General features: G+C 46.5%; 12 protein-coding genes. 3 read left to right on the forward strand and 9 right to left on the reverse strand.

From position 1 onward, the window contains the following. Nucleotides 1-207: 207 nt before the first annotated feature. Genes Q4A14_RS05415 through Q4A14_RS05435 form a run of 5 tightly spaced genes read right to left on the reverse strand, consistent with a single transcriptional unit; the run spans nucleotide 208 to nucleotide 8335 of the window. Nucleotides 208-1551 (reverse strand): TlpA disulfide reductase family protein, encoded by a 1344-nt coding sequence (locus Q4A14_RS05415; RefSeq protein WP_303170507.1) that lies wholly within the window; start codon nucleotides 1549-1551, stop codon nucleotides 208-210. Nucleotides 1552-1560: 9 nt separating this feature from the next. After that, nucleotides 1561-3075 carry a PKD domain protein gene (locus Q4A14_RS05420; RefSeq protein WP_303170508.1) on the reverse strand — a complete coding sequence of 505 codons (1515 nt, stop codon included), beginning with the start codon at nucleotides 3073-3075 and terminating at the stop codon, nucleotides 1561-1563. A gap of 23 nt (nucleotides 3076-3098) precedes the next feature. Next, nucleotides 3099-3863: a DUF4843 domain-containing protein gene (locus Q4A14_RS05425; RefSeq protein ID WP_303170509.1), complete on the reverse strand. Its 765-nt coding sequence runs from the start codon at nucleotides 3861-3863 to the stop codon at nucleotides 3099-3101. Nucleotides 3864-3868: 5 nt separating this feature from the next. Continuing rightward, nucleotides 3869-5344 carry a RagB/SusD family nutrient uptake outer membrane protein gene (locus Q4A14_RS05430; RefSeq protein ID WP_303170510.1) on the reverse strand — a complete coding sequence of 492 codons (1476 nt, stop codon included), beginning with the start codon at nucleotides 5342-5344 and terminating at the stop codon, nucleotides 3869-3871. A 15-nt stretch (nucleotides 5345-5359) separates the two neighbouring features. Beyond that, nucleotides 5360-8335, reverse strand: a complete 2976-nt coding sequence (locus Q4A14_RS05435; protein WP_303170511.1) for a SusC/RagA family TonB-linked outer membrane protein — start codon at nucleotides 8333-8335, stop codon at nucleotides 5360-5362. 428 nt (nucleotides 8336-8763) lie between these two features. Between Q4A14_RS05435 and Q4A14_RS05440 the strand changes: the two genes are divergently transcribed. Beyond that, nucleotides 8764-9555 carry an ISAs1 family transposase gene (locus Q4A14_RS05440; protein WP_303170512.1) on the forward strand — a complete coding sequence of 264 codons (792 nt, stop codon included), beginning with the start codon at nucleotides 8764-8766 and terminating at the stop codon, nucleotides 9553-9555. A 1250-nt stretch (nucleotides 9556-10805) separates the two neighbouring features. On the opposite strand, the gene Q4A14_RS05445 is transcribed toward Q4A14_RS05440, so the two are convergent. From Q4A14_RS05445 to sppA, 4 genes are all read right to left on the reverse strand, one after another. Then, on the reverse strand, nucleotides 10806-11030 hold the full coding sequence (locus Q4A14_RS05445) for a GyrI-like domain-containing protein (RefSeq protein WP_303170513.1): 225 nt from the start codon (nucleotides 11028-11030) through the stop codon (nucleotides 10806-10808). Further along, nucleotides 11008-11430: a GyrI-like domain-containing protein gene (locus Q4A14_RS05450; RefSeq protein WP_303170515.1), complete on the reverse strand. Its 423-nt coding sequence runs from the start codon at nucleotides 11428-11430 to the stop codon at nucleotides 11008-11010. The genes Q4A14_RS05445 and Q4A14_RS05450 overlap by 23 nt, the downstream gene beginning before the upstream one ends. 289 nt (nucleotides 11431-11719) lie before the next feature. After that, complete coding sequence (gene lpxK / locus Q4A14_RS05455; RefSeq protein WP_303170517.1) at nucleotides 11720-12790, reverse strand: tetraacyldisaccharide 4'-kinase; 1071 nt, start codon at nucleotides 12788-12790, stop codon at nucleotides 11720-11722. A 65-nt stretch (nucleotides 12791-12855) separates the two neighbouring features. Continuing rightward, nucleotides 12856-14706, reverse strand: a complete 1851-nt coding sequence (sppA, locus tag Q4A14_RS05460) for a signal peptide peptidase SppA (protein ID WP_303170519.1) — start codon at nucleotides 14704-14706, stop codon at nucleotides 12856-12858. Nucleotides 14707-15553: 847 nt separating this feature from the next. Here sppA and Q4A14_RS05465 point away from each other — a divergent pair. Both Q4A14_RS05465 and Q4A14_RS05470 read left to right on the forward strand, forming a co-directional pair. Beyond that, nucleotides 15554-17794: a TonB-dependent receptor gene (locus tag Q4A14_RS05465; protein ID WP_303170521.1), complete on the forward strand. Its 2241-nt coding sequence runs from the start codon at nucleotides 15554-15556 to the stop codon at nucleotides 17792-17794. A gap of 21 nt (nucleotides 17795-17815) precedes the next feature. Beyond that, entirely contained in the window at nucleotides 17816-21190 is a 3375-nt protein-coding gene (locus Q4A14_RS05470; protein ID WP_303170522.1) for a SusC/RagA family TonB-linked outer membrane protein, read from the forward strand. Nucleotides 21191-21204: the final 14 nt, after the last annotated feature.

A 21204-nucleotide genomic window follows, 5' to 3' on the forward strand; every position in this document is an offset into this window, starting at 1 on the left:
TGAGCTGAATATTGAAATCGTTAGAAACCCCAAACTTCCTACTTGCGCTTAAATCAAACTGGCGTTATCAAAAGTAATGAGAATAGGGCTGACTTCACATGATGAAGTCAGCCCTATTCTCAGATCAAAAAATTTTATCGGGAAGGTAGCAATAGGAATACTTCCTTTATCCGCGCTTCCTGCGATTTACACTATACGTGCTTCAAATCAGTGGAGACTCTCAAGGAATTCTTTGATATTGGGATCGCTCGGACGAGGTGCATTGTATTCGTAAAGTTTCCCTTCCTTGTCATAGACGACGAAGAATGGTATCCCTGATACATTCAGAGCCTTGGGGAGCTCGTTTTTCAGGTCTATCACTTGATGCCCTTTGAGGTCGAGACTCTTTACTTTGTTCTTCCATGCCTTTTCGTCTGTATCGATCGATAGCGAAAGGAATACAATGTCCTTATTTGTATTTTCTTTTTCAAGCCTCTTCATGTGTGGGATCTCTTTCATACAGGGGCCACACCACGAAGCCCACAGGTCGATGTACACATATTTGCCTCGGAACGTGTTAAAATCGAAGCGTTTGCCGTTAATGTCCGTGAGGACCACATTCTCCGGAAAAGGATTCCCGATGACTGTTGCTTTTCTCTTCTTAAATTCCTCTAAGTATTTTTTATCCAGATCATACTTTGAGACGATTTCTTCAAGCCGGCTCAATCCTTTCTCATAATCGACCTTGTAGTTAAACTTTGAGATAAACTCGTGAAGAAGCATATCTGCTGCACGAAGTCTGAGGTCAGGCGAGTTGTAGCTTTGATAAAGGGTCTGAAACTTGTCGTCCAGGCTTCCCTTCCCCAGTGATAAGAACACCACACGAGAGGTGTTGTGAAAGTACTGGGAGATTTCGTTGTCAAGGATTGTATAAGCCGGTGGAAGCAGAGTTGATCTGTCTATACTCAGTTCCTCAGAGCTCTTTTCCACGATGTATGGGATGTTTTCGTAAAGATCATGGACTGTATTGTAGGCCCATACCTTTATGTACTGACGGACTTCGGCCGAACATCCTTGAGTGCCCCCCAGTGAGTCAGCAGTGGTATTGAGGTCTGTTAGTAAAGACATGATTTGCTCTATGCTCATATCCTTCCCGTCAGTCCACAAAAGGCGACTGCTGTCATTCACCTTTGCTCTGAATGCCCCGAGCACCTGATTGTCTACATCAGAGGCTTGGATATTGAGTGAGCTCTGATCCAAGGTCATGGACATGTGTATCGTTGCCGAATCGTCATGATTGTAATAGGGGACGATGTGCTGCATACCTCCTCCGGTAATGATCATGACAGAAAAGAAACGCCCCGGAGCATCTACCTGAGCAGAAAATCTATTGTCTATCACTTCTATCGGAAGGGGAGACGCCTCACCCATCCGTGGCAAGCCAAAGATATAGAGCTTAAGATCGTTACAAGATGTGTCTTTACAAGTAATTTCACCTGTTATAGTGACGACTTTGGCATGAGCTTCGAGACTCACCAAGGCGAAGAACATAATGGTGAGGATTAGTTTCAAATTCTTCATTTAGCTTGATATTCTGGGTTTGTGTATTATACTTGTAATGCGATCAGCGCAGGCTTTGTGTACCTCTACCGGAGAGATATTTCCTTGGCTGTTGGTACTTACATCTGAGGTATTGTAGATGTAGAAATTCCCTTTGCCTGAAGTTTTGTCAAATGTCCCTACATACAAAAGTTCTTTGCTTATGTCGGTCTGGATACATGTCACCTCCTCATTTGCGCCAAAATCTATGGCAAACTGTTCGCGACGTGGCAAGGTGAATTCTGTCCCGGGAACGAACACGTATATTCGACTTCCGATATAGTAGAAATAGCGATGATACTTGGGTGAGGGCTGGAACTTCATACCACGCTCCGGCACCGCAAGCTCTTCGGATTTTGGGGTCTGTTGTGTGGTGAAACTTCTCGCATCCATAGTGTTGTCTTTGCCGTTCTTATACAACACCAAGTGGTCAGTATCCTGAGTCAGGATGTAGATCGGCGTTACATAGGTTGAAGGACTTTGTGTCGTTCCGGTAAATACGTTGATGATCTCTTTGCCTTTGAGCAATTCTCCTGTACCGGGGAAGTAAGTGTCAGGATTGTAGGCATTGAACCTGCAAACAAGCGAACGTGTGTAGTCCACAAATAGGGTCATCGTCCTTGGTGAGCCCCACGCAGTATATTTGCACTCATAGAAGTCTTCAAAAGGATAACCCTTGAAGTATTTGTATTCGTAAGGGAACATATACGTGAGTTCAAGATGAACATACTTGCCTGACGTCTTGCTATAGACATAAGGAGAGTACTCGTCAGGCATAAAAATGTCTGCTCGAAACTCCGGGAATACATCCGTAAACTTTGTCTCTGCAAGGATTGTCATCGTATTCGGATCTACGAAATAACATCTGTCGGTCATTGCGACCATCAGCCTTGTAAGCTGTTTGGGCCAGGTTACTGTGCCTATCGTGCAAGCGATGAGGTTGTCCTCTGAGGCAACACCCTCATTCATTGTTTCGAGACAATGTTGGACGATTACCGTTTTCTTTCCTTGAGCTATTTCTTCGGGAGTGAGCGTCTTCACAAAAGAAAGGTTCCCTCTTCCGGAAGCATCCTTGGATACCAGGATGTGTCCTTCTTCGAATGATCGATTGATATTTACCCTATAGTCCGCCACTTGTCCTACCTTTCCATCGGTAATGACAAGATGGACATAGTAACTTCCTCCTTTCAGAAACTTGTGCTTGAAGGCTGTCTCTGTACTTATTTTCTCGAGTTTGCCTTTCACCCCGTCCTCAAAAGTGCCTACCGACCATTCATATTTGAGGTCAGAGGTGTTGCCGTTAGTATAGGAGACTTCGGGCTGTATGACACAGACATCTCCGAGATCAAAGTTGTACACAGGCATATCCCCTCCTATCCCTTTGATCTTCAGGTGAGGGATATTATCTGTGGGGACACTGCTCTCATCCTTGATACAAGATATCAAGGCGATGGAGCACAAGACAATGGTAATTGCAAGGTGGATATATTTTTTCATACCTGTTTGTATAAATATGTGATTTACATTGACGGCTCTTGCTGCCACTTAAACCTGTCGCCGGTCTCGAGATGCATCGGTATGAGTACATACCTGATGATAAATACGTTGTACATAGCCATAGGCCCTTGTAGGGCTTTTGCCTTGACAAAGTAGTCTCCATAGGCCAGTATCATCTCATCGAACACGTCTTTATTGGCCTTGGGTGCAAGGCGATAGAAGTATTCAAAGAAGACTTGGGCTGCCTCAAATGAGTACTCCGGAAGAGGAGCCCACTCGGACCACCAGTCGGGGCGGACAGTAGGACGAATATCAGAATATTTTACTACAAAGACTTTAGATCCGGTAGGTCTCAAATCCTCGTTTTCATAGAGTCCCAGACGAAGAGTGAACTCCTGCTCTTGTAGCTTAGGATCCTTCTCTCTTAGAAGTCTGATTTTTATGCTCGAGGTGATGGCTTGGGGGGGAAGCTCTGCACTCTCGATGATGTAGTGTGTCCCCTCTACCATATCTGTTGACTCGGGGATGGGACGGATATTGATCTTTCGAGTCGTGTTCTTTGGCATCCCCATGAGGGTCACAGGGATCTCTATGACATGTTCTGTGGCGATGTCATAGTTGAAATTATAAGTCAGTATAGAGTCTGCTTCATCCCTTTCGTTTTTGTAGCTGAAAAATACAGCGTCTTTTTGCCCCACATCGTATACGAGAGGCTTATTTTCATGACAGCTTCCGAGGCTGATCAGCACAGATGAGAGTATAACTATATATTGGTATATCTTTTTCATATTCATTACTTTTTAGGCTGTGAGATGTCGCTCAGTCTGTATTCAAACTCCTCTTTAGGAATAGGTATCGAATATATTTGATTGGAGCCCTTGATTACCCTTGACTCGGCATTGGATACGATATCCTTGTTGAGTCTCTTCATGTTGTACCACAGCTGTCCTTCGCCGAAGAGCTCTTTGTGATACTCATTGAATATCATTTCTTTTGTCAAAACGACATCCGCCTTTAGGTGAGATAGACCTCTCGAAGATATTTCCATATTGAAGTATTCGACGGCTTTGGGGTAGTTTGTCTCAAGCAGAGCCTCAGCTGCGATAAGGTACATTTCTGAAGAGTGCATCAAGGTAATGCCGGGGATCATCTCCTTGCGTTCGGCGGGCACGGAATTCTCTATTGTATGATAGTCTACCGGTTTCAAGAATTTTACGTAGCCAACAAACTCTTTGAAGTGATTGCGACGGAAATCCTGACTTGTAGCATCTACATCTTTCTTATAAACAGCGACGTATGGCAGAAGGTGGCTGGATCCGGAGCCATCAAAGTAGGGGTTGTAACTTCTATAACTTTGGAAATTGTAGAGGTACTCACGACTTGTTTTCAGATAGGATTGAGAATATACTCCGAATATCGTTTCTTTTGGCGAAAGTACACCTGCGAGATAATCTTGCACTTCACTTTGGCTTACAAGAGGAAACTTCCCGCTATCTATAATCTTTTGAGCATACAAAGCAGCATTTGCCATATCACCTTTCATCCAATATACACGGGCAAGTAATCCATACACGGCATATAGGTTAAAGTGGGTTTCTCTGTAGTTGAGAAACTTGCTGTACTTTGTGTTATTTCTTGGATAGGCGATGTTTTCATCATCAGTCTTGAGCAGGGCTTCGGCTTCTTTGAGATCTTGAAGTATAGCCTCATAGTTCTCTCCGACCTTACTGAAGTCTTGTACCTTGTAGGAGTAGTCCCTCAGATAAGGAATACCGCGTGCACCCATGTCCATAGGAGCAAACAAGCGAAGCAAATCAAAGTGTAAAAAAGCTCTCACTCCAAGCATTTCGCCCTTATAATAGTTGTAGAAGGGGAGCTCTGACTCAGATTTCTTTTTCAATTGTTTGAGGATATTATTGGCATAACCGATGGTTTCATACCCCTTTATCCACAATGCTGCGAGCTGTTGACGAAGTTGATCATTGTTGGCATAGTCATACTTTGACAATGCCACCATTTCGGTACTCTGACCATTGAGATTTTGAGCCAGGACCTCGGGGATACCCCACAGCAGATCCTTGCCGTAGAGCTCGGTCTGTTGGAGAGAGCCGTAAACACCGTTGATAGCATCTTCGAAGCCTTGAGCATTCTTGAACAATTGGTATTCCAACTTCTCTGATTTCGGCTGCACATCCAAGAAGTCTTTGCAAGACGTTGCAGAGAGACACAAAAAAAGCGCAAAAAACAAGTTATAGTATATCGTCTTCATTTCGGATGATTTGTGTTAAAAGGTTACGCTCATTGACATGTTAATACTGCGACTGTATGGATAGGACGTGCCTCGTTCAAACTTGGCGGTGGTCCATCGGAACAAATCCTCTGTCCCCACACTCCAATACATCTTCTGTAGTTTGATCTTACGTAACCATGCGTCAGGGACCTCATAAGTGATCTGCATCGAAGACAGCCACAACTCATCATTTCGTTCGACAAAACGATCAGAGTAAACGAAGGATTGTCCTCCCACTTTTGAGATCGCAAGGTAAGGTACGACATCACCGGGGGTTTTCCAGCGTTCGGTAAATGCTCTTTCGTCGACATTGGATTTGGGGTCGATGTTCTCTACTTTGGAGGCTCTTGTGGAGTTATATATATGCCCTCCATAACGATAAGAGAAGTTCAACGATAGAGAGAGACGCTTATATCTCCACTGAGAGGAAACCGCACCTTCCAACCATGGATTTGTATCGCCTACAGAGACCTGATCGGATACGGAATAGTCATAAGTATAGCTACCATCCTTCTTTATGAAGATTTCCTTTCCTGAAGCCGGATCTATGCCGGCAGACCTTACTGCATATATTGAGGTAGGAGACTCCCCTTCTCTAAACTGTAGCAGTGGAGCTGGTGAAGCCTTCGCCGAAGCATTTGCTTCATTTTTACGCTTGAGAGCATCAGAGATATTGTTGATGACATTTCTGGTATGTAGTCCGTTTGCGGACAGGCTCCACTCCCAGTCTTTAGTTTGGAGGATACGCCCCCATAGCGAGATCTCAAACCCACTTCCTGTCTGTGATCCGAGATTGCTCTTGACGTTGACACTTCCGGACGAAGGGGGCAAGGACATATCGATCAACATATCTTCGGTGTTGTCTCTGAAGTAGTCCAGGTTGATATTTACCCTGTCGTTGAATAAAGATGAAGTCAGACCGATATTCAACTTCTTTGTCGTCTGCCATGTCAAGTCCGGATTGGACATTGCGATAGGAACTGCACCGACACCTGTGTAGGTAGCAAGATCGGCACGGTAGCGATAAGTGGTTACAGCCTGATAGGCAGCAAACTTCACACTTCCGGTGTATCCATAACTTCCACGTAGGCGCAATGTGTTGATCCATTTGAGGTTCTTTATAAACTCCTCATTGTGCACATTATAGCCGATCCCTGTCGCCCAGAATGGCGCGTAACGATGATTGGCACCGAACTTTGAAGAGCCTGATATACGGTATGACCCGTCGATCACATACTTGTTCTTCCACATGAAGTTAGCGGATACAAATCCTCCAAGGCTTGCTGCCAATGCCTCAGTGCCGTGAGGAGCTCTTCCCTCGGGATACGCTGTGGCATATGCAATATCGGCGTGGTTGTCGGAGAGAAATCCTGTCCCCATCAGAGTACGTGTATATTCATTTTGACGCTTGATCTCTGCTCCTAAGTTGAGGGTAAACATAGTGCCATCATTGTCGAAGCTTTGGATATAGTTTGACACCATCTTTCCACTCCATTCATCCATGCCATTGTTGCCAAGAGTATAACTTCCCTTTTGAGTAAGACTCTTGACCGATGCGAACTGATTTGATTCGGGAGACACAAATCTATCACTTGTCCCTCGCCCCGTGGTGTATGCCCCTTGTAGAGTGACATAGAAGTTGGGCTTGAAGTTGTATCTCGCATCCAACGATATTCTCTGTGTCCTCATCTCCGATGTATGAAAGCTACTGAGCGAAGCCTCATAGAGAGGGTTGTTTTTGTCATAGGAGAGGCTGCGTCGATAGTTTCCCATCTCGTCATAAGGCGAGTCATAGGGATTTGCTCTCAGGTAGTCTGAAAATGCTCCATATTTTGAGTGTCTCACATTAAGCTGCTCGTGTGATGCTCGAAGAGTGAGGATGAGCTTCTGGAATGCGGTATAAGACAGATACACATTCATCCCATAACGTCTGCGCAAATCATCTTTCATTACCCCGTTGACATCGGAAAAGTTCCCTGTGACGTTGTAATCCAGCCCGGATCCACGTCCCGACATGGATATTGAATGGCTGTGTGAGAAGCTGTTACGTATGGGCTTGGACTTCCAGTCTGTGTTTATGCCACTGCTGACAAGAGCGAGCTTGTCGTAGTAGAGCTGATCGAGGCTTCCGCTATTGCTGTCGTATAGTCCGGCAAGTCTTTCGAGTTCAAGTTTCTGAGCGGCATTGGCGACATTGTAGCTGCTCAGGTCTGCAAAGTTGAATACCGGAGTCATCGTATAGCGCACTCGCACGGGAGATTGAGATACCTTCTTGCGCTCAATGACGATCACACCATTTGCAGCATTTTCACCATACAGAGCTGTCGCTGCAGCATCTTTGAGGATATCCACACGCTCGATGTCGTGGAGGTCTATATCATAGAGTGCTTGTAGGGTGCTCTCGACTCCATCGATCACAACAAGAGGTGCATTGAGCCCTACCTCGTTGTTTGTCGCCAGAGAGGTCGTACTCCGAAGTACGAGGTCCGGGATGGCATTGGGGTTGGAGCCCATGGTATTGTTTTGGACCACTTTGATACTTGGGTCAATGGTTGCCAAGGCCTGAAAGAGATTTGTCGGAGATGTGCTCAACAATTCTTCCGATTTGATCGTCTTGGCCGCTCCGGTGAAGGTCTGTTTCTGCCTTGAGAAAAAGCCATTGACTACGACATCACTCAGGACGGTCTTGCTGAACTCCATGATAATGGTCATGTTCTCTTTCGCGGTGAGTCTTGCAGGCTTCATCCCAACGAATGACACTTCTATCTCATATTTTCCGGAGTCCGGTACCTCGAAAGAAAAGTTACCATCGATGTCGGTAACTCCTCCCTTGTTGGTGGCGCCTATGATTTTGATACGAGCCCCAACGATAGGGTCTTTATTTTCCTCCGAAAGCACTCGCCCTGAGATTTTTCTGACACCTTGTTTTTTCGCTATGGGTGGCTGCTCACTTGTGTTTTGTGCATACATATGAGTTCCTCCCATAAAGCATACACTTGAAGACAGTACAAAAATAAGAAATCGTCTTAGCATGAATCAATAAAAATGGTTAATATTAAAACAAACAACCACACGATGCCGTGTTTCTAAAATAGTTTTCCAGGTCTATTTCCCTTTCATTACATTGGCGATCAGGAAAGAGAAATGTCGGTGTGTGTAGCACATGACCACATACCCGTTCCCCGCCTTGACATTCTCAACTCCATTCAATATATCACGTCTGTTGTACGCGGGACATAAAGAGTTTTGAAACCGGGATGAGTCTCCCTCTACCTTACGCATTCGAGCGCCCTATTCATCAAACACCGTAAGTGTCTTTCACGAACATAGTAAATATTAATATAACATGCAATAGGAGTGGAAGTGCAGGGATGACGCATTAAAAAGGTCTTGCTATCTTGGATTATTATTTTAAGCTCATCGTATTTGTTTTATGCTATCTCAGCTTTTTTTCAACGCTCTCTCTTGTGGAAGACCCTCGTATGGATCGACGCAAACTTCATCCATTGGACTTCATCTTGCTCATTGTCTTCACTTCAACGATCTACGGGTGTAACTCTTGGTATGATATTGAGGATTATGCCGAGTATTGGCAGGATGACCTCAAACAGCTCTATAAGAAGCTCACAGGCCAAGATGTTATTCATGGAATCCCTAGCCATGACAGCCTAAACATGGCTATTAGTTTACTTGAACCTGAGGTCTTCGAAGAAGTCTACAGCATTTGGCCGGAGTCTTTCGTTCAACTCACCTCAGGAAGTCATATTTGCATTGATGGAAAGTCTATGAGATGTGTACGCAAACTTAGTTTTGATGCTCAGTCTCACACCGTTTCGGCTTATTCTCCAAAGGAATCTGTGTCTATTGCTCAAGTCTATATTGATAAGAAAGACAGCGAACTCAATGCCATTGAGATACTGCTTGATAAGCTCGATCCGGAAGGAAATCTCTTCTCTATAGATGCCATTGCAACTCAGACTGATTTAGCTAAGACAATCTCTTCTAGAGGAGATTACCTCCTGCCGGTTAAGGACAATCAGCTACATGGCAAACAAGAACTAGAGGATTTCTTCTGCCCTCATTTTGCCAAGCATATTGTTCTTCGCGAGCAAACTGAGCTGGGACACGGACGCATTGAAACAAGGCGTTATGAGAGCATCGTGAATCTACTAGACCTTGAAGATTCCTAGATACTCAGCCGATGGGCTGGTTTAGCTTCTATCCATAAAGTGACACGTATTCGTGAGGATAAAAAGACCGGCAAAAAAGCCAAGAGACGACTTATTATATCTCTTCCTCAATAGATCCAGAGGTTATACACAAGACTATTCGAGAGCATTGGGCGATTTAAAAGATACTGTCCTAAAAAAGTGTGTAAGCCCCATTAGTCCTTAACTTTGAGACAAGAAAAAATAAAACTAAGAACAATGGAGCTTACAGCATCACAAAAGTCGGCATTTATTTCTGAAATGCTATCATCAGAGACAGGTATTAACGAGCTTATCCGTGTATTATCGGACGATTCTGTGCTACTGCTGTCATGCAGAATAGTCCTAAGACGAGAATTAAAAGCTTTTTCATGGCATCTTTATTTTTTAAGTGTTACCATAGGGGCATCCCCCCTTGATTTTCGCCCACAAAGAGCAATGACTTGGTCATCCCCCTCGGCAAATATGAACATAAAAGCAACACTTCAACCATAATGAACATCAAAAACACACTAAAATCATCGATAAAACGACACAATATCAAACAAAACAGAAAGCAACAAACCATTTTGAAACGAAATGAGAATGACATCAATCCGTAAGTTCTAAAGACTGACACCCCACGAGTAAACAACAAATCAATGTACTGCCGGCAAATTGGAAGCGTTGTCTGTGTTCATCATATCAGTTTCTATTATTCTTAGTTACGCACTTTAGAATAAACCGGGACAGCCAATATCACATTCCGTATTTGAAAAAAGGGTCACTATCCGCCCATGTCCCTCAAGATAGTGGTGTTTTTCACAAAATGTACAATAAAACCATGAATCATATCCAACAAGATTTTTTTACATAGTTACTATCAACCCTCCATCTATCAGTGACCAACATTCGGGCTTTATCAGAAAGAACTGAGCCAACTCTGTGAAGAGAAAAAAGAAGACAATTAAGTTAATTAGGAGCCTATCAGGCATATGTATTTCCGTGGAGGTAGGGAAATAAAACCACTATACCAAAACAAGTTCACACAATCATCGCACATAAAGACCTATCATGCCCAAAAAGATCACCCAAAAACAAGGTTGTCTAACTTGAAAACGTATGTTCCCCACCTCGACAGAGCAAGGCAGGGAACATCTATGAAAAGATAGTAAGTTGAAGACTTTTTGATTATCGTATGCACAAACCCTTGTAGGCCTTTGTGCGGTCGATATTGTCGGAGTGTATGATCCCTAACGGATCGGGAGCCGGAGTACGGTTTTCAATTTTTCAGCCGGGACTTTTCTTGGATCACTCATGTAGATCTCATGATGTCTTCGGACCTCGTCTGTCGCGATGCTGTAACCTTGCGCCTTGACGTATTCGTTCATTTTATCTATTGTCTCGGGCTCTTTATCATAGGCTCCGATGTGCAGACACTGCACACACAGACTCTCATCGTAACGGAAAAACGTCACTTTTGAGAAGTCTTTTTTTCTTCTTCCTCGTAGCTTTCCCGATCGCCCACTCCACATCTTTTTCCATCACAAAATCCGGCAATCGTATCATTGAGATGAAGCAGAGATTGCCCTTATTGCCGTAATTCATCGTGCCACCCTCCGGCCACCATAGACCCTCCAACGGAGGCACGACATATTCGAAAAACCCCTCTATCTTGTAGTCGCTCTTATAACTCATCTTCAACGTGTAAGCGATACCGTAAAGCTGTTCCAACGCCTCCTTGTACTCTCCCCCTTCTTCGTTGGGATCTCCCTTACCGCTGATAGCTATGTAGTTGAGCACAGGTAGGGTGACAATCACCGGTTTGGAGGGAGGGAGATAAAATTCTTTGAACTCCTTTTTGAAATCAAATGCCATATTATTACTTGTTTAACTGACAGTTTTCTTCCCCTTTGTTCCGACTTTGCCTGAGTCGGGGAAGTTGGCTCACGGCAGACCTTTTGCCTCCTGAATGAGAAAGAGACAAGTTCACTGTCCCCAAGATACATATCTTTTCAGAGATCAACATCGGAGTCTCATCCTCTTTTGATGTTTTCAAGGGGCTTTTGATCCTGATTTTTCGAGACGAGAGCGAGGAAGACACAGCCTTGCCCCAAGCATGAGTCATGCTCGGTAGCCGGAGAAATAAATGTCTATATGGAAAGGGTCAGATCGTCAGCCCGTTGTGGCTGATCGCATGGAGAGCTTTGGCGATAATGCGCTTGGTGCTCTCGGGAGAGAGATCAATACGTATCGGAAGGATGTAGAACCTATGCAGATATTCCTGAGGGATATCCTCCTTGAGCGCCCTTAGACGGATGGCATCCTTTTCGGTACAGAGGATGACACTCTCGGGGTCTTCGCTGAGATAGTCGATAAATTCGTCGATATCTCCTTCGCTGAAATTGTGGTGATCAGGGTAGACGACAAACTTCCGGATGTTGCGGAATGTGCTTTTCAGATATTCGTGATAACGGTCGGGATCAGCTATACCGCTCACTCCGATGACAGGCGTCGTAGAGTGTAGAGGGGCTGTATCCGGTTCAAAGAGAGGGGCTGGATCAGAATAAGCAATACGGCTGAAGTAGAGATCTTGGTGAGCCATGGGGGATATCTCCCCTTCGAGCAGACGCAGGTCTATGGGGTTGAGTCCGGACGGTAGGGAGGTGATGATGATCGTATCGGCACGTAGTTTACCCATCGCATTTTCTCTCAGGTTGCCGTACGGTAAGAGATCATCTCGAGTAAAAAGGTTGTAGTAAGAAGTGAGGAGGATGCTGTACGCGGGCATGACATAGCGGTGCTGAAAGCCATCATCCATGAGGATCACCTCCGGTCTCTCCTCCTCGGGAAGGGCCTCCATAGCCATTATGGCTCGACGCCTGTCTCCATCGATGTACATCATCAGGTCGGGAAACTTGCTCAGTATCTGTGCCGGTTCATCCCCTATATCCTGAGCCGTATGCTCGGTAGTGGCGATGATGGGGCCTTTGGTCTTTCGTCCGTAGCCTCTGCTGAGTATCGCCAGACGATAGTGCTCTTTGAGTTGCCTGATGAGCCACTCTATATGAGGCGTCTTGCCGGTACCTCCTACCGACAAGTTGCCTATACATATAGTGGGAATAGAGGGTTTCATCGGTTTGATGAGCCCCGTATCAAAAGCAAAATTGCGCAACCCTACTCCCCAACCATACACTATAGCCGGTATCTTGAGAAGTATGTTGCGCCTCTTGCTCATATGCCTGTCGCTCCTAAATAGAGCGCGGTGTCGTTAAGTCTTGATGTTCAGGGTAGGAGTAGGTGTTACATTTTGTACTCTACTTTTCCCATATCCGGAGTGATCGCCTCTATGTCGTACGGAGGGAGTGCCATGATCCCCGTACGGTTGCGAATACGTTGGACATGCTTGCGGATGAGTTGCTCCTCAGGAGAGAGGATGAAAGAGTAGTTGATCATACCCTTGACATCGCTCATAGAGAGATTGAGCAGCTCTTCAAACCACTTTGTCTGCTTTTTGTCAAAGCCCACAGTGTAATCGCTACCGAGATCCGCCAAGCGAGCAGCTTCAGAGATAGCATCTGCCAAGTTGCCAAGCTGATCCACGAGCCCGAGAGATACAGCGTTCATACCAAGCCAGACACGGCCTTGACCCACAGAATCTACCTGCGCCTTGGTCATACCTCTACCTTCAGCCACACGAGTGATAAATGTGTCGTAACCTCTTTCGATATAATCTTGGAGGACTTCTTTTTCCTGAGCAGTCATAGGACGGTAAGCCTCACCGAAGTCTGCCAACTGAGCAGTCTTGACTGTCTCATGAGTCACATCGAGCTTCTGTGCAAGACCTGTGAAGTTGGGGAACATACCGAAGATACCTATAGAACCTGTCAATGTGAACGGATCGGCGTAGATCTTGGATGCTTCGCAAGAGATGTAGTAACCTCCCGATGCAGCGTAGTTACCCATAGATACCACGATAGGCTTTTTTTCCTTGAGTTTCTTGACTTCGTGGTGGATGAGCTCGGATAGAAACGCATCCCCACCCGGAGAATTGACACGGAGGACTACCGCCTTGACATCGTCATCATCAGCCACTTCACGCAACTGAGAGATAAGTGCACGGTTGATGACCTTTTCGCCACTTCCAAATCCGGGGAGTGAATTGTCAGAGACATCCGCTATTGCACCCTCTGCAAAGATCACAGCGACATCACCTTTGGCTCTTAGGGCTTTCTTCTCGCTTGCGATGACTTCAGCCACGCTGAGGTATTCGACCTCTGCCTTTTTGTCACCAAGGACATTCATAGCTATGACCTCCTTGAAGTCTGCTCCATACATGAGAGAGTCCACAAGTCGGAGACGTATAGCCTCGGAAGCCTCGTTGAAGAGACCTCCTCTGTTGGCATAAGCCTGGATGCTGTCAGAGAGGATACCACGACTTGTTGCGATGTCCTCTTTTGTTGAGTTCCAAAGACCATCGAGATAAGTCTGTATCTGCATTTTGTTAGCTTCGCTGAGCTTGGTGTTGACGAATGGTTCGACTGCACCCTTGAATGTACCGACTTTGAAGACCTGCATCTCCACACCCACTTTCTTCAATATACCGGGGTAGAAGATTGTAGTAGACGAAAGTCCGGATATGTTGAGGAAGCCGTAAGGATTCATATATACCTTATCCGCAACGCTCGACACATAGTAGTTACCGAAATCATAACGATCAGAGTATGAGTAGATAGGCTTGCCACTCTTACGGAAGTTGTCGAGGTGCTTGCGTAGCTCTTGAGCTGTCGCAAATCCCATGCTTGATTTCTCAAGTTTTAGGATGATGGCTTCGACCTTAGGATCCTTTGTCGCTATTTCGATTGACTTGATGATCTCATGTAGCGGATAGTTCTTGTCTTTTGAAGACTTGAGAGAGAAGTCCGAGTAAAAGTCCGAAGTCTTGCGGTCATTGATGTTGCCCGATAGGTCCAACAAGAGGACACTGCCTTCGCTGATCTTCTTCACCTTTGCCGGAGCATCCGGGCTACTGAAAGACGCTGTGATGGATGAGATAAAACTTCCTAACATGGTAAAGAATAGGAAGAAAACGATCACACTTGCGACAACCACGCCGAGGCATGATGCAGCGATCATTTTGATAAACTGTTTCATCGATTATGGTATAATAATTTGGTATGTAAAATAATTTGTCAACCGTCTCCCCTTACAAAAAGGGCGTATGATGTGCGAAGATAAGATATATCAATCTATTTGCCAATAATTTATGATGGTATTTTGACATTTGATTGTAAAAAATGGCTCGAATCCGCTTATGTTGTGCCATTTTTCACATAAAGCACACCCGAGACAAGGCATACCGGAGCAACCTCGGCGGTAAAAACAGGAGGATCAGAAGCTGTCAGACGAGGGAGTTGAGGGGAAGATGTCTAAACCTCCAAATCAATGAGTCTAAATTTATGAATGAAGTTGCCTACCTTGATTCATCAAGTTAGACAACCTTTTTCAAGCACTTTAACTCACCTGACTATGAATCACTTCAGACAACAAGGGGAAACTCTGCGGTAAGAAGCGGGACCAACAGCGGGCTCTGCAACAAGGAAGGGGAGAGATGTCGGGACAGACGGAAAAGGAGTCTGATCACCATCTACTCTCCGCCTGAATCAGAAGCAGAATCACCAATAATGATTAGCAACCTTTTTTTATATATTTTATCCCACCATATTGTCATGCAGCAGTTTGGCTTGTGGCAGGCATAGGTATATAGAGACACACGACTCAGGCAAAAATACCTAATTGTTGGTATACCCTCAATAGCCAAATACTTAATATTTGTGATTGTGGCAAATACCCGTAATATCTTCCTTTGCACCAGAAAAGAAAAGATCACAGAATTAGCTATTTTTCATAAAAAGCGAACATTGAGTAAAGCGAATAAGTTATTCTAAAACACTATTGATATTCCGACGTGTGAGACGCAGTAATCTCACACAAAGCCCAAATGAAGCCAACAAATGTTTTTATCGCATGTATCCTTGCTTTTGCGCCTTTGAGCCTCTCGGCCCAAACGGTGGAAAAGAAGCCTGACACCATCACGAACTCCTATGACTTGAAGGAACTCGTGATCGTGACCAAGCAGATGCTTGGTAGTAAGTTCCATGCCCGCAACCGTACGGGTTCTGCGTACTATCTGTCACCCAAAGAAGTAGAGAAGCTCGGCTACACAGATGTCATCCGTATGTTGAGGTCTGTGCCGGGGGTCAATATGTATGAAGAGGATGGCTACGGACTTCGTCCCAATATCAGTCTCCGTGGCACTAAGGCAGAGCGTAGTGAACGCGTATCCATCATGGAGGACGGTGTCCTTGCTGCCCCTGCTCCTTACGCTTCCCCTGCCGCATACTACTTCCCCAACGCTGCAAGGATGCACGCCGTGGAAGTCCTCAAGGGTAGTAGTCAGGTACAATACGGTCCGTTTACTACCGGAGGTGCCATCAACCTCGTCTCCACTCCTATCCCCGATCGTTTTTCGGGCAAGGTAAACCTTTCTTATGGTACAAATAATACTTTCAAAGGACACTTCAACCTCGGAGACCGTTCGCGCTATCTCGGCTATTTGATAGAGTATCTGCGCTATCAGTCGGATGGGTTCAAGAAGTATGAGGACGGGGACAAGGCAGGCTTCGTGCGCAATGACGTACTTGCCAAGTTTATCGCAAATACAGACAACGAAGAGGGTATCAATCAAGCCTTCGAGTTGAAGTTCGGTTATGCCGACGAGTATTCTCATGAGTCTTATGTGGGGCTCTCGGAGGCGGACTTCAAGAAGACCCCATTCCTCAAGTATCCCGGATCTCGTATGGACGATATGACGACCCGACACATGCAATGGGTGGGGACTTATCTCCTTGAGCTTACTCCTCGCCTCAAAGTAACGACCAATGCTTACTACAATACGTTCCACCGTAACTGGTACAAGCTCAACGACGTAAGGGCAGGCATCACCAAGGATGAGAAGAGAAGTATCGAAAAAATACTTGCAGATCCTGAAACGAATGCAGCATACTTTGACATCCTTACAGGGCGAAAGGACTACGATGGCGAAGGCCTCATCGTACGTGCCAACAACCGTGACTACAGATCTCGAGGTATACAGTCCAAGATGGAGTACAACTTCCGTATCGGCAGTGTGTACAACAATCTCGAGGCCGCCATCCGCTATCACATGGATGAGGAAGACCGTTTCCAGTGGGATGACGGCTACTCCATCAAAGGAGGAAAGATGTCGCTCTTCTTCCCCGGCATTCACGGCACACAAGCCAATCGTATAACCTCAGCGAAGGCTCTTGCGGCTTATGTCCTCAACAAAGTAAGATGGGACAAGCTCACTGTCACCGCGGGGGTACGTTATGAGGATGTCGATCTCTTGAAAAAGGACTATACCAAGGAAGACCTCCGTCGTACAGGTGGCATCAGGATCGAGACACCTAACCACGCAAGGGCTATCATCCCAAGTTTGGGAGTGAACTATGAGTTGGCTCATTTCTTGTCGTTCTTCTCGGGTGTACACAAGGGGTTTGCTCCTCCGAGCGCAGAACTTTACCAAAAGCCTGAAAGCAGTATCAACGTCGAGGTCGGTACCCGTCTCTCCACTTCGGCAGTAAAGGCCGAAGTCATCGGATTCTACAACGATTACAGCAACATGCTCGGAAGTGACCTTGCTGCCGGTGGTGGTCTCGGTACGCTTGAGCAGTTCAACGTCGGAGAAGCCGTCGTCCGCGGTGTGGAGTTTTTGCTCCAAGCACAGTTGATCGGCGAGAGCTACGCGTTGAAGTTACCGTTCCAAGTATCTTATACGTTCACCGACACAGAGCTGAAAAACTCATTTGACAGCAATGCGTGGGGCACAGTCCACATCGGTGATGAGATACCATATATATACAAGCACGCTCTCAACGTACAGCTCGGAGCAGAGTACAAGAGGGTAGACGCTACGGTCAACGTGCGCTACAACAGCGATATGCGCACAGCTCCGGGACAAGGGGCTATTGCAGAGTCTGAGCGTATCCCTGCTCACATGATCATCGATGCATCGGCACACTGGAGACCTACCAACAGGCTCACCCTATCGGTCAATGCGGTCAACCTTGCCAACAAGACCTACATCACCTCTCGTCATCCATCGGGCTTGAGAGCCGGTCATCCGTTCGGTATCTTCGGAGGATTTACCTATCGTTTTTGATTAAAAAAAATAGAAAGATATATGAATAGCTACAGAATCATGAGGCTACTCGTTGTCGTCAACCTGCTGATGTTCGGACTCTCCTTGCAGGCACAAGCTCAGCGTCCGATGAAGGTCAAGGGTATCGTACAGACAACCAAAGGCGAACCTCTCCCCGGAGCAACCGTCAAGGTGAATAAGGGAGGCGGTACAGCAACCAATATCGACGGAGAATTTGTCGTGACAGCGCGCATGGGGGACATCCTCGAAGTGAGCTTCGTCGGTATGATCACACAAAAAGTCAAGGTAACATCGGAAAAGATGACCGTCATCCTCAAAGACAACATCAAGGAGATGGACGAAGTCGTCATCACGGGTTATCAGACCATCAAGAACAGAGTCTACACCGGTGCTGCGGCATCGGTCAAGCTCGACGACATCAAGCTCGAAGGGGTCAGCGACGTCTCTCGTATGCTCGAAGGTCGTGTGGCGGGTCTCTCGATACAGAACATCTCCGGATCGTTTGGTTCGGCACCTCGTATCAATATCCGTGGTGGCGCCTCCATCCTCGGTAATGTACAGCCTCTATGGGTCATCGACGGTGCGGTGTATGAGGACTTGGTGGCACTCACGCTCGACCAGCTGGCTTCGGGTGACGCCGTGACACTCATCAGCTCGGCAGTCGCAGGTCTCAACCCATCGGACATCGAGGATATACAGGTACTCAAGGATGCTTCGGCGACATCTATATATGGTGCACGTGCCCTCAACGGGGTGATCGTCATCACTACAAAGTCCGGTAAGCGCAATGCTCCTAATCGTATCTCTTACTCTTATGAGCTGAGTATGAGAGCAATCCCATCGTACTCACAGTTTGACCTGCTCAACTCGCAAGAGAGTATGTCCATGTACATGGAAATGGACAAGAAGGGATACTTCTCTCTCAGCAATGCCCTCTACGGCAGACGTAGCGGTGTGTACTATCAGATGTACAAGGCGCTCAGCACGATCAATCCCGAGACAGGGAAGTTTTACCTCCCCAATACGGACGAGGCAAAGGCTGCGTTCCTCAAGGAGAGAGAGTATGCCAATACAGACTGGTTCAGAGAACTATTTACTTACAGGCCTATTCACAGCCATACGGTGACGTTCTCGGGCGGTGGAGAAAACTCTACGACTTATGCTTCCGTGGGATTCTATGACGACAGAGGGTGGACACTCGCAGACAATGTCAAGAGGGTGACAGCCAACCTCAAAAATGTCTACCACTGGGGCGAGAGTCTCAAGACAACCATCTCTGCACAGGGAAATATGCGTAACCAAAAGGCTCCCGGGACAATCCCTCAGAAGAAGAATACCGTCATCGGAGCTTTTGAGCGCGACTTCGACATCAACCCATTCTCTTACGCTCTCGGCACGAGCCGTACTCTGTCTCCACGCAACAGTGACGGTACACTCTCATACTACCGCAACAACTGGGCTCCGTTCAACATCCTCAATGAGTACGAAAACAACTACATGAGGACTAATGTCTTGGACTTCAAGGTACAGGGTGAGGTCACATACAAGATCAACCGCAACCTTCAGTTGATCGGTCTTGCTGCTGCTCGTCACGCTCTCACGAGCACTTCCCACTTCATCATGGAGGGTTCGAACGTAGTACAGGCGTTCCGTGCCAATGAAACACCCGAAGTAGCTCGCCAAAACATCTATCTCCTCAAGGATAAGGACAATCCGCTCCTCCAGCCACAGATAGCCCTTCCTCACGGAGGTATCTTCAACAAGACGGAAACATCGATGAAAAACTACATGGGTCGATTTGCGCTGGAGTACAACAAAGAGATCGGAGACCACGACATACGTGCGTTCGGATTTACAGAAGTACGCCACACCGACCGCACAGTCAATCCTTTCCAGGGCTATGGCATCCAGTACGACAGGGGAAATCAGATATTTACCGATCCTCATATCTTCCAGAAGCTATCCAATGAAGGCGCCAACTACTTCTCTCTCCTCAATCTTTATGAGAGAGGGGTGACCTTCTCGGGTAGTGCGACTTACGGCTATGCAGGTAAATACATCTTCAATACCGTATTGAACTATGAAGGCTCCAACACGGCCGGTCGCTCTGCGACTTCTCGTTGGCTCCCGACTTGGAACGTGGGTGTGAAGTGGAACCTCGACCGTGAGGAGTTCATGAAAGGATACAGCCACATCACAGGCCTTGCATTCCGTGCGAGCTATGGTCTCACAGCAAAGATGAACGAAGAGGCTATCAGTTCGAGCGCGGTCTTCAAAAACATCATCACCAACAGATTTAACATCAAAGACAGAGAGAATGCGCTCCGAATACTTCACCTCGAAAACAGAGACCTGACTTGGGAAAAGATGTACGAGCTGAACATCGGGGCAGACCTCAAACTCTTCGGAGGTCGTCTCAATACCACTCTCGACGTCTACCAACGTAACTCCTTCGACCTCATCGACCTTGTCCGTACATCGGGTATCGGTGGTCAGTACTACAAGTACGCCAACTTCGGGGACATGAGGACAAGAGGAGTCGAGCTCCTCATCCACTCCAAGAACATCGTCTCGGACGACTTCTCTTGGACGACAAACCTCACGCTCAGCGCAATGGATCAGAAGATCACTCGCCTCCTCAACACGCCCAATACGTTCGACATGGTGGCGGGTACAGGACGTGGCAACATCGTGGACTTCCCACGAGGCTCGCTCTTCTCGTTCAACTTCCAAGGACTCAATCCTAATGGTTTGCCTACGTTCGACTTTGGTCTCTACCCATCGAACCAGAGTGCCAACTCCAATGTGCATGGTGCGGACTTCCTCGATGCCCAGTACTCCAAGTCATACCTCATCTACCACGGCCCTATCGAGCCTGTGTACATAGGTGGTCTTTCGAACACGTTCAGGTACAAGGAGTGGGAACTTTCGTTCTTCATCACGATGCAGGCAGGCAACAAGATACGTCTCAATCCGACCTTTGACCCGAACTTTGCCGACCTCAACGTCTTCTCCAAGGAGTACTACGATCGTTGGCTCAACCCGGGCGAAGAGCTCAAGACAGATGTGCCTACTCTCCCATCTCAAGACTTGATACGCCGGATCGGTGCTGAAAATATAGAGAGGGCTTACAACACTTACAATTACTCTCAGATGCGAGTGGCAGATGGTAGCTTCGTGCGTATGAAGAACATCTCCCTCGGCTACAACCTGCCAAAGAAAACGGCAGAGGCTCTCAAACTGCAGAATGTCAGTCTGAAGATGAACGTCACCAACCCATTCTTGATCTACGCAGACAAGAAGCTCAAGGGTCAAGATCCGGAATACTATAAGTCCGGTGGGGTCTCCCTTCCTACACCAAGGCAGCTTACTATGACATTGAATGTCGGATTCTAAACACCCCCTATTAT

It is taken from the genome of Porphyromonas sp., from assembly GCF_030529325.1.
GTDB lineage: Bacteria > Bacteroidota > Bacteroidia > Bacteroidales > Porphyromonadaceae > Porphyromonas_A.

Excerpts from the sequence above, each read along its gene's own strand:
- sppA (WP_303170519.1), bottom strand. The coding sequence starts at position 14,706 with ATGAAACAGTTTATCAAAATGATCGCTGCATCATGCCTCGGCGTGGTT.
- Q4A14_RS05420 (WP_303170508.1), bottom strand. The coding sequence starts at position 3,075 with ATGAAAAAATATATCCACCTTGCAATTACCATTGTCTTGTGCTCCATC.
- lpxK (WP_303170517.1), bottom strand. The coding sequence starts at position 12,790 with ATGAGCAAGAGGCGCAACATACTTCTCAAGATACCGGCTATAGTGTAT.
- Q4A14_RS05430 (WP_303170510.1), bottom strand. The coding sequence starts at position 5,344 with ATGAAGACGATATACTATAACTTGTTTTTTGCGCTTTTTTTGTGTCTC.
- Q4A14_RS05450 (WP_303170515.1), bottom strand. The coding sequence starts at position 11,430 with ATGGCATTTGATTTCAAAAAGGAGTTCAAAGAATTTTATCTCCCTCCC.
- Q4A14_RS05470 (WP_303170522.1), top strand. The coding sequence starts at position 17,816 with ATGAATAGCTACAGAATCATGAGGCTACTCGTTGTCGTCAACCTGCTG.
- Q4A14_RS05465 (WP_303170521.1), top strand. The coding sequence starts at position 15,554 with ATGAAGCCAACAAATGTTTTTATCGCATGTATCCTTGCTTTTGCGCCT.
- Q4A14_RS05425 (WP_303170509.1), bottom strand. The coding sequence starts at position 3,863 with ATGAAAAAGATATACCAATATATAGTTATACTCTCATCTGTGCTGATC.
- Q4A14_RS05435 (WP_303170511.1), bottom strand. The coding sequence starts at position 8,335 with ATGTATGCACAAAACACAAGTGAGCAGCCACCCATAGCGAAAAAACAA.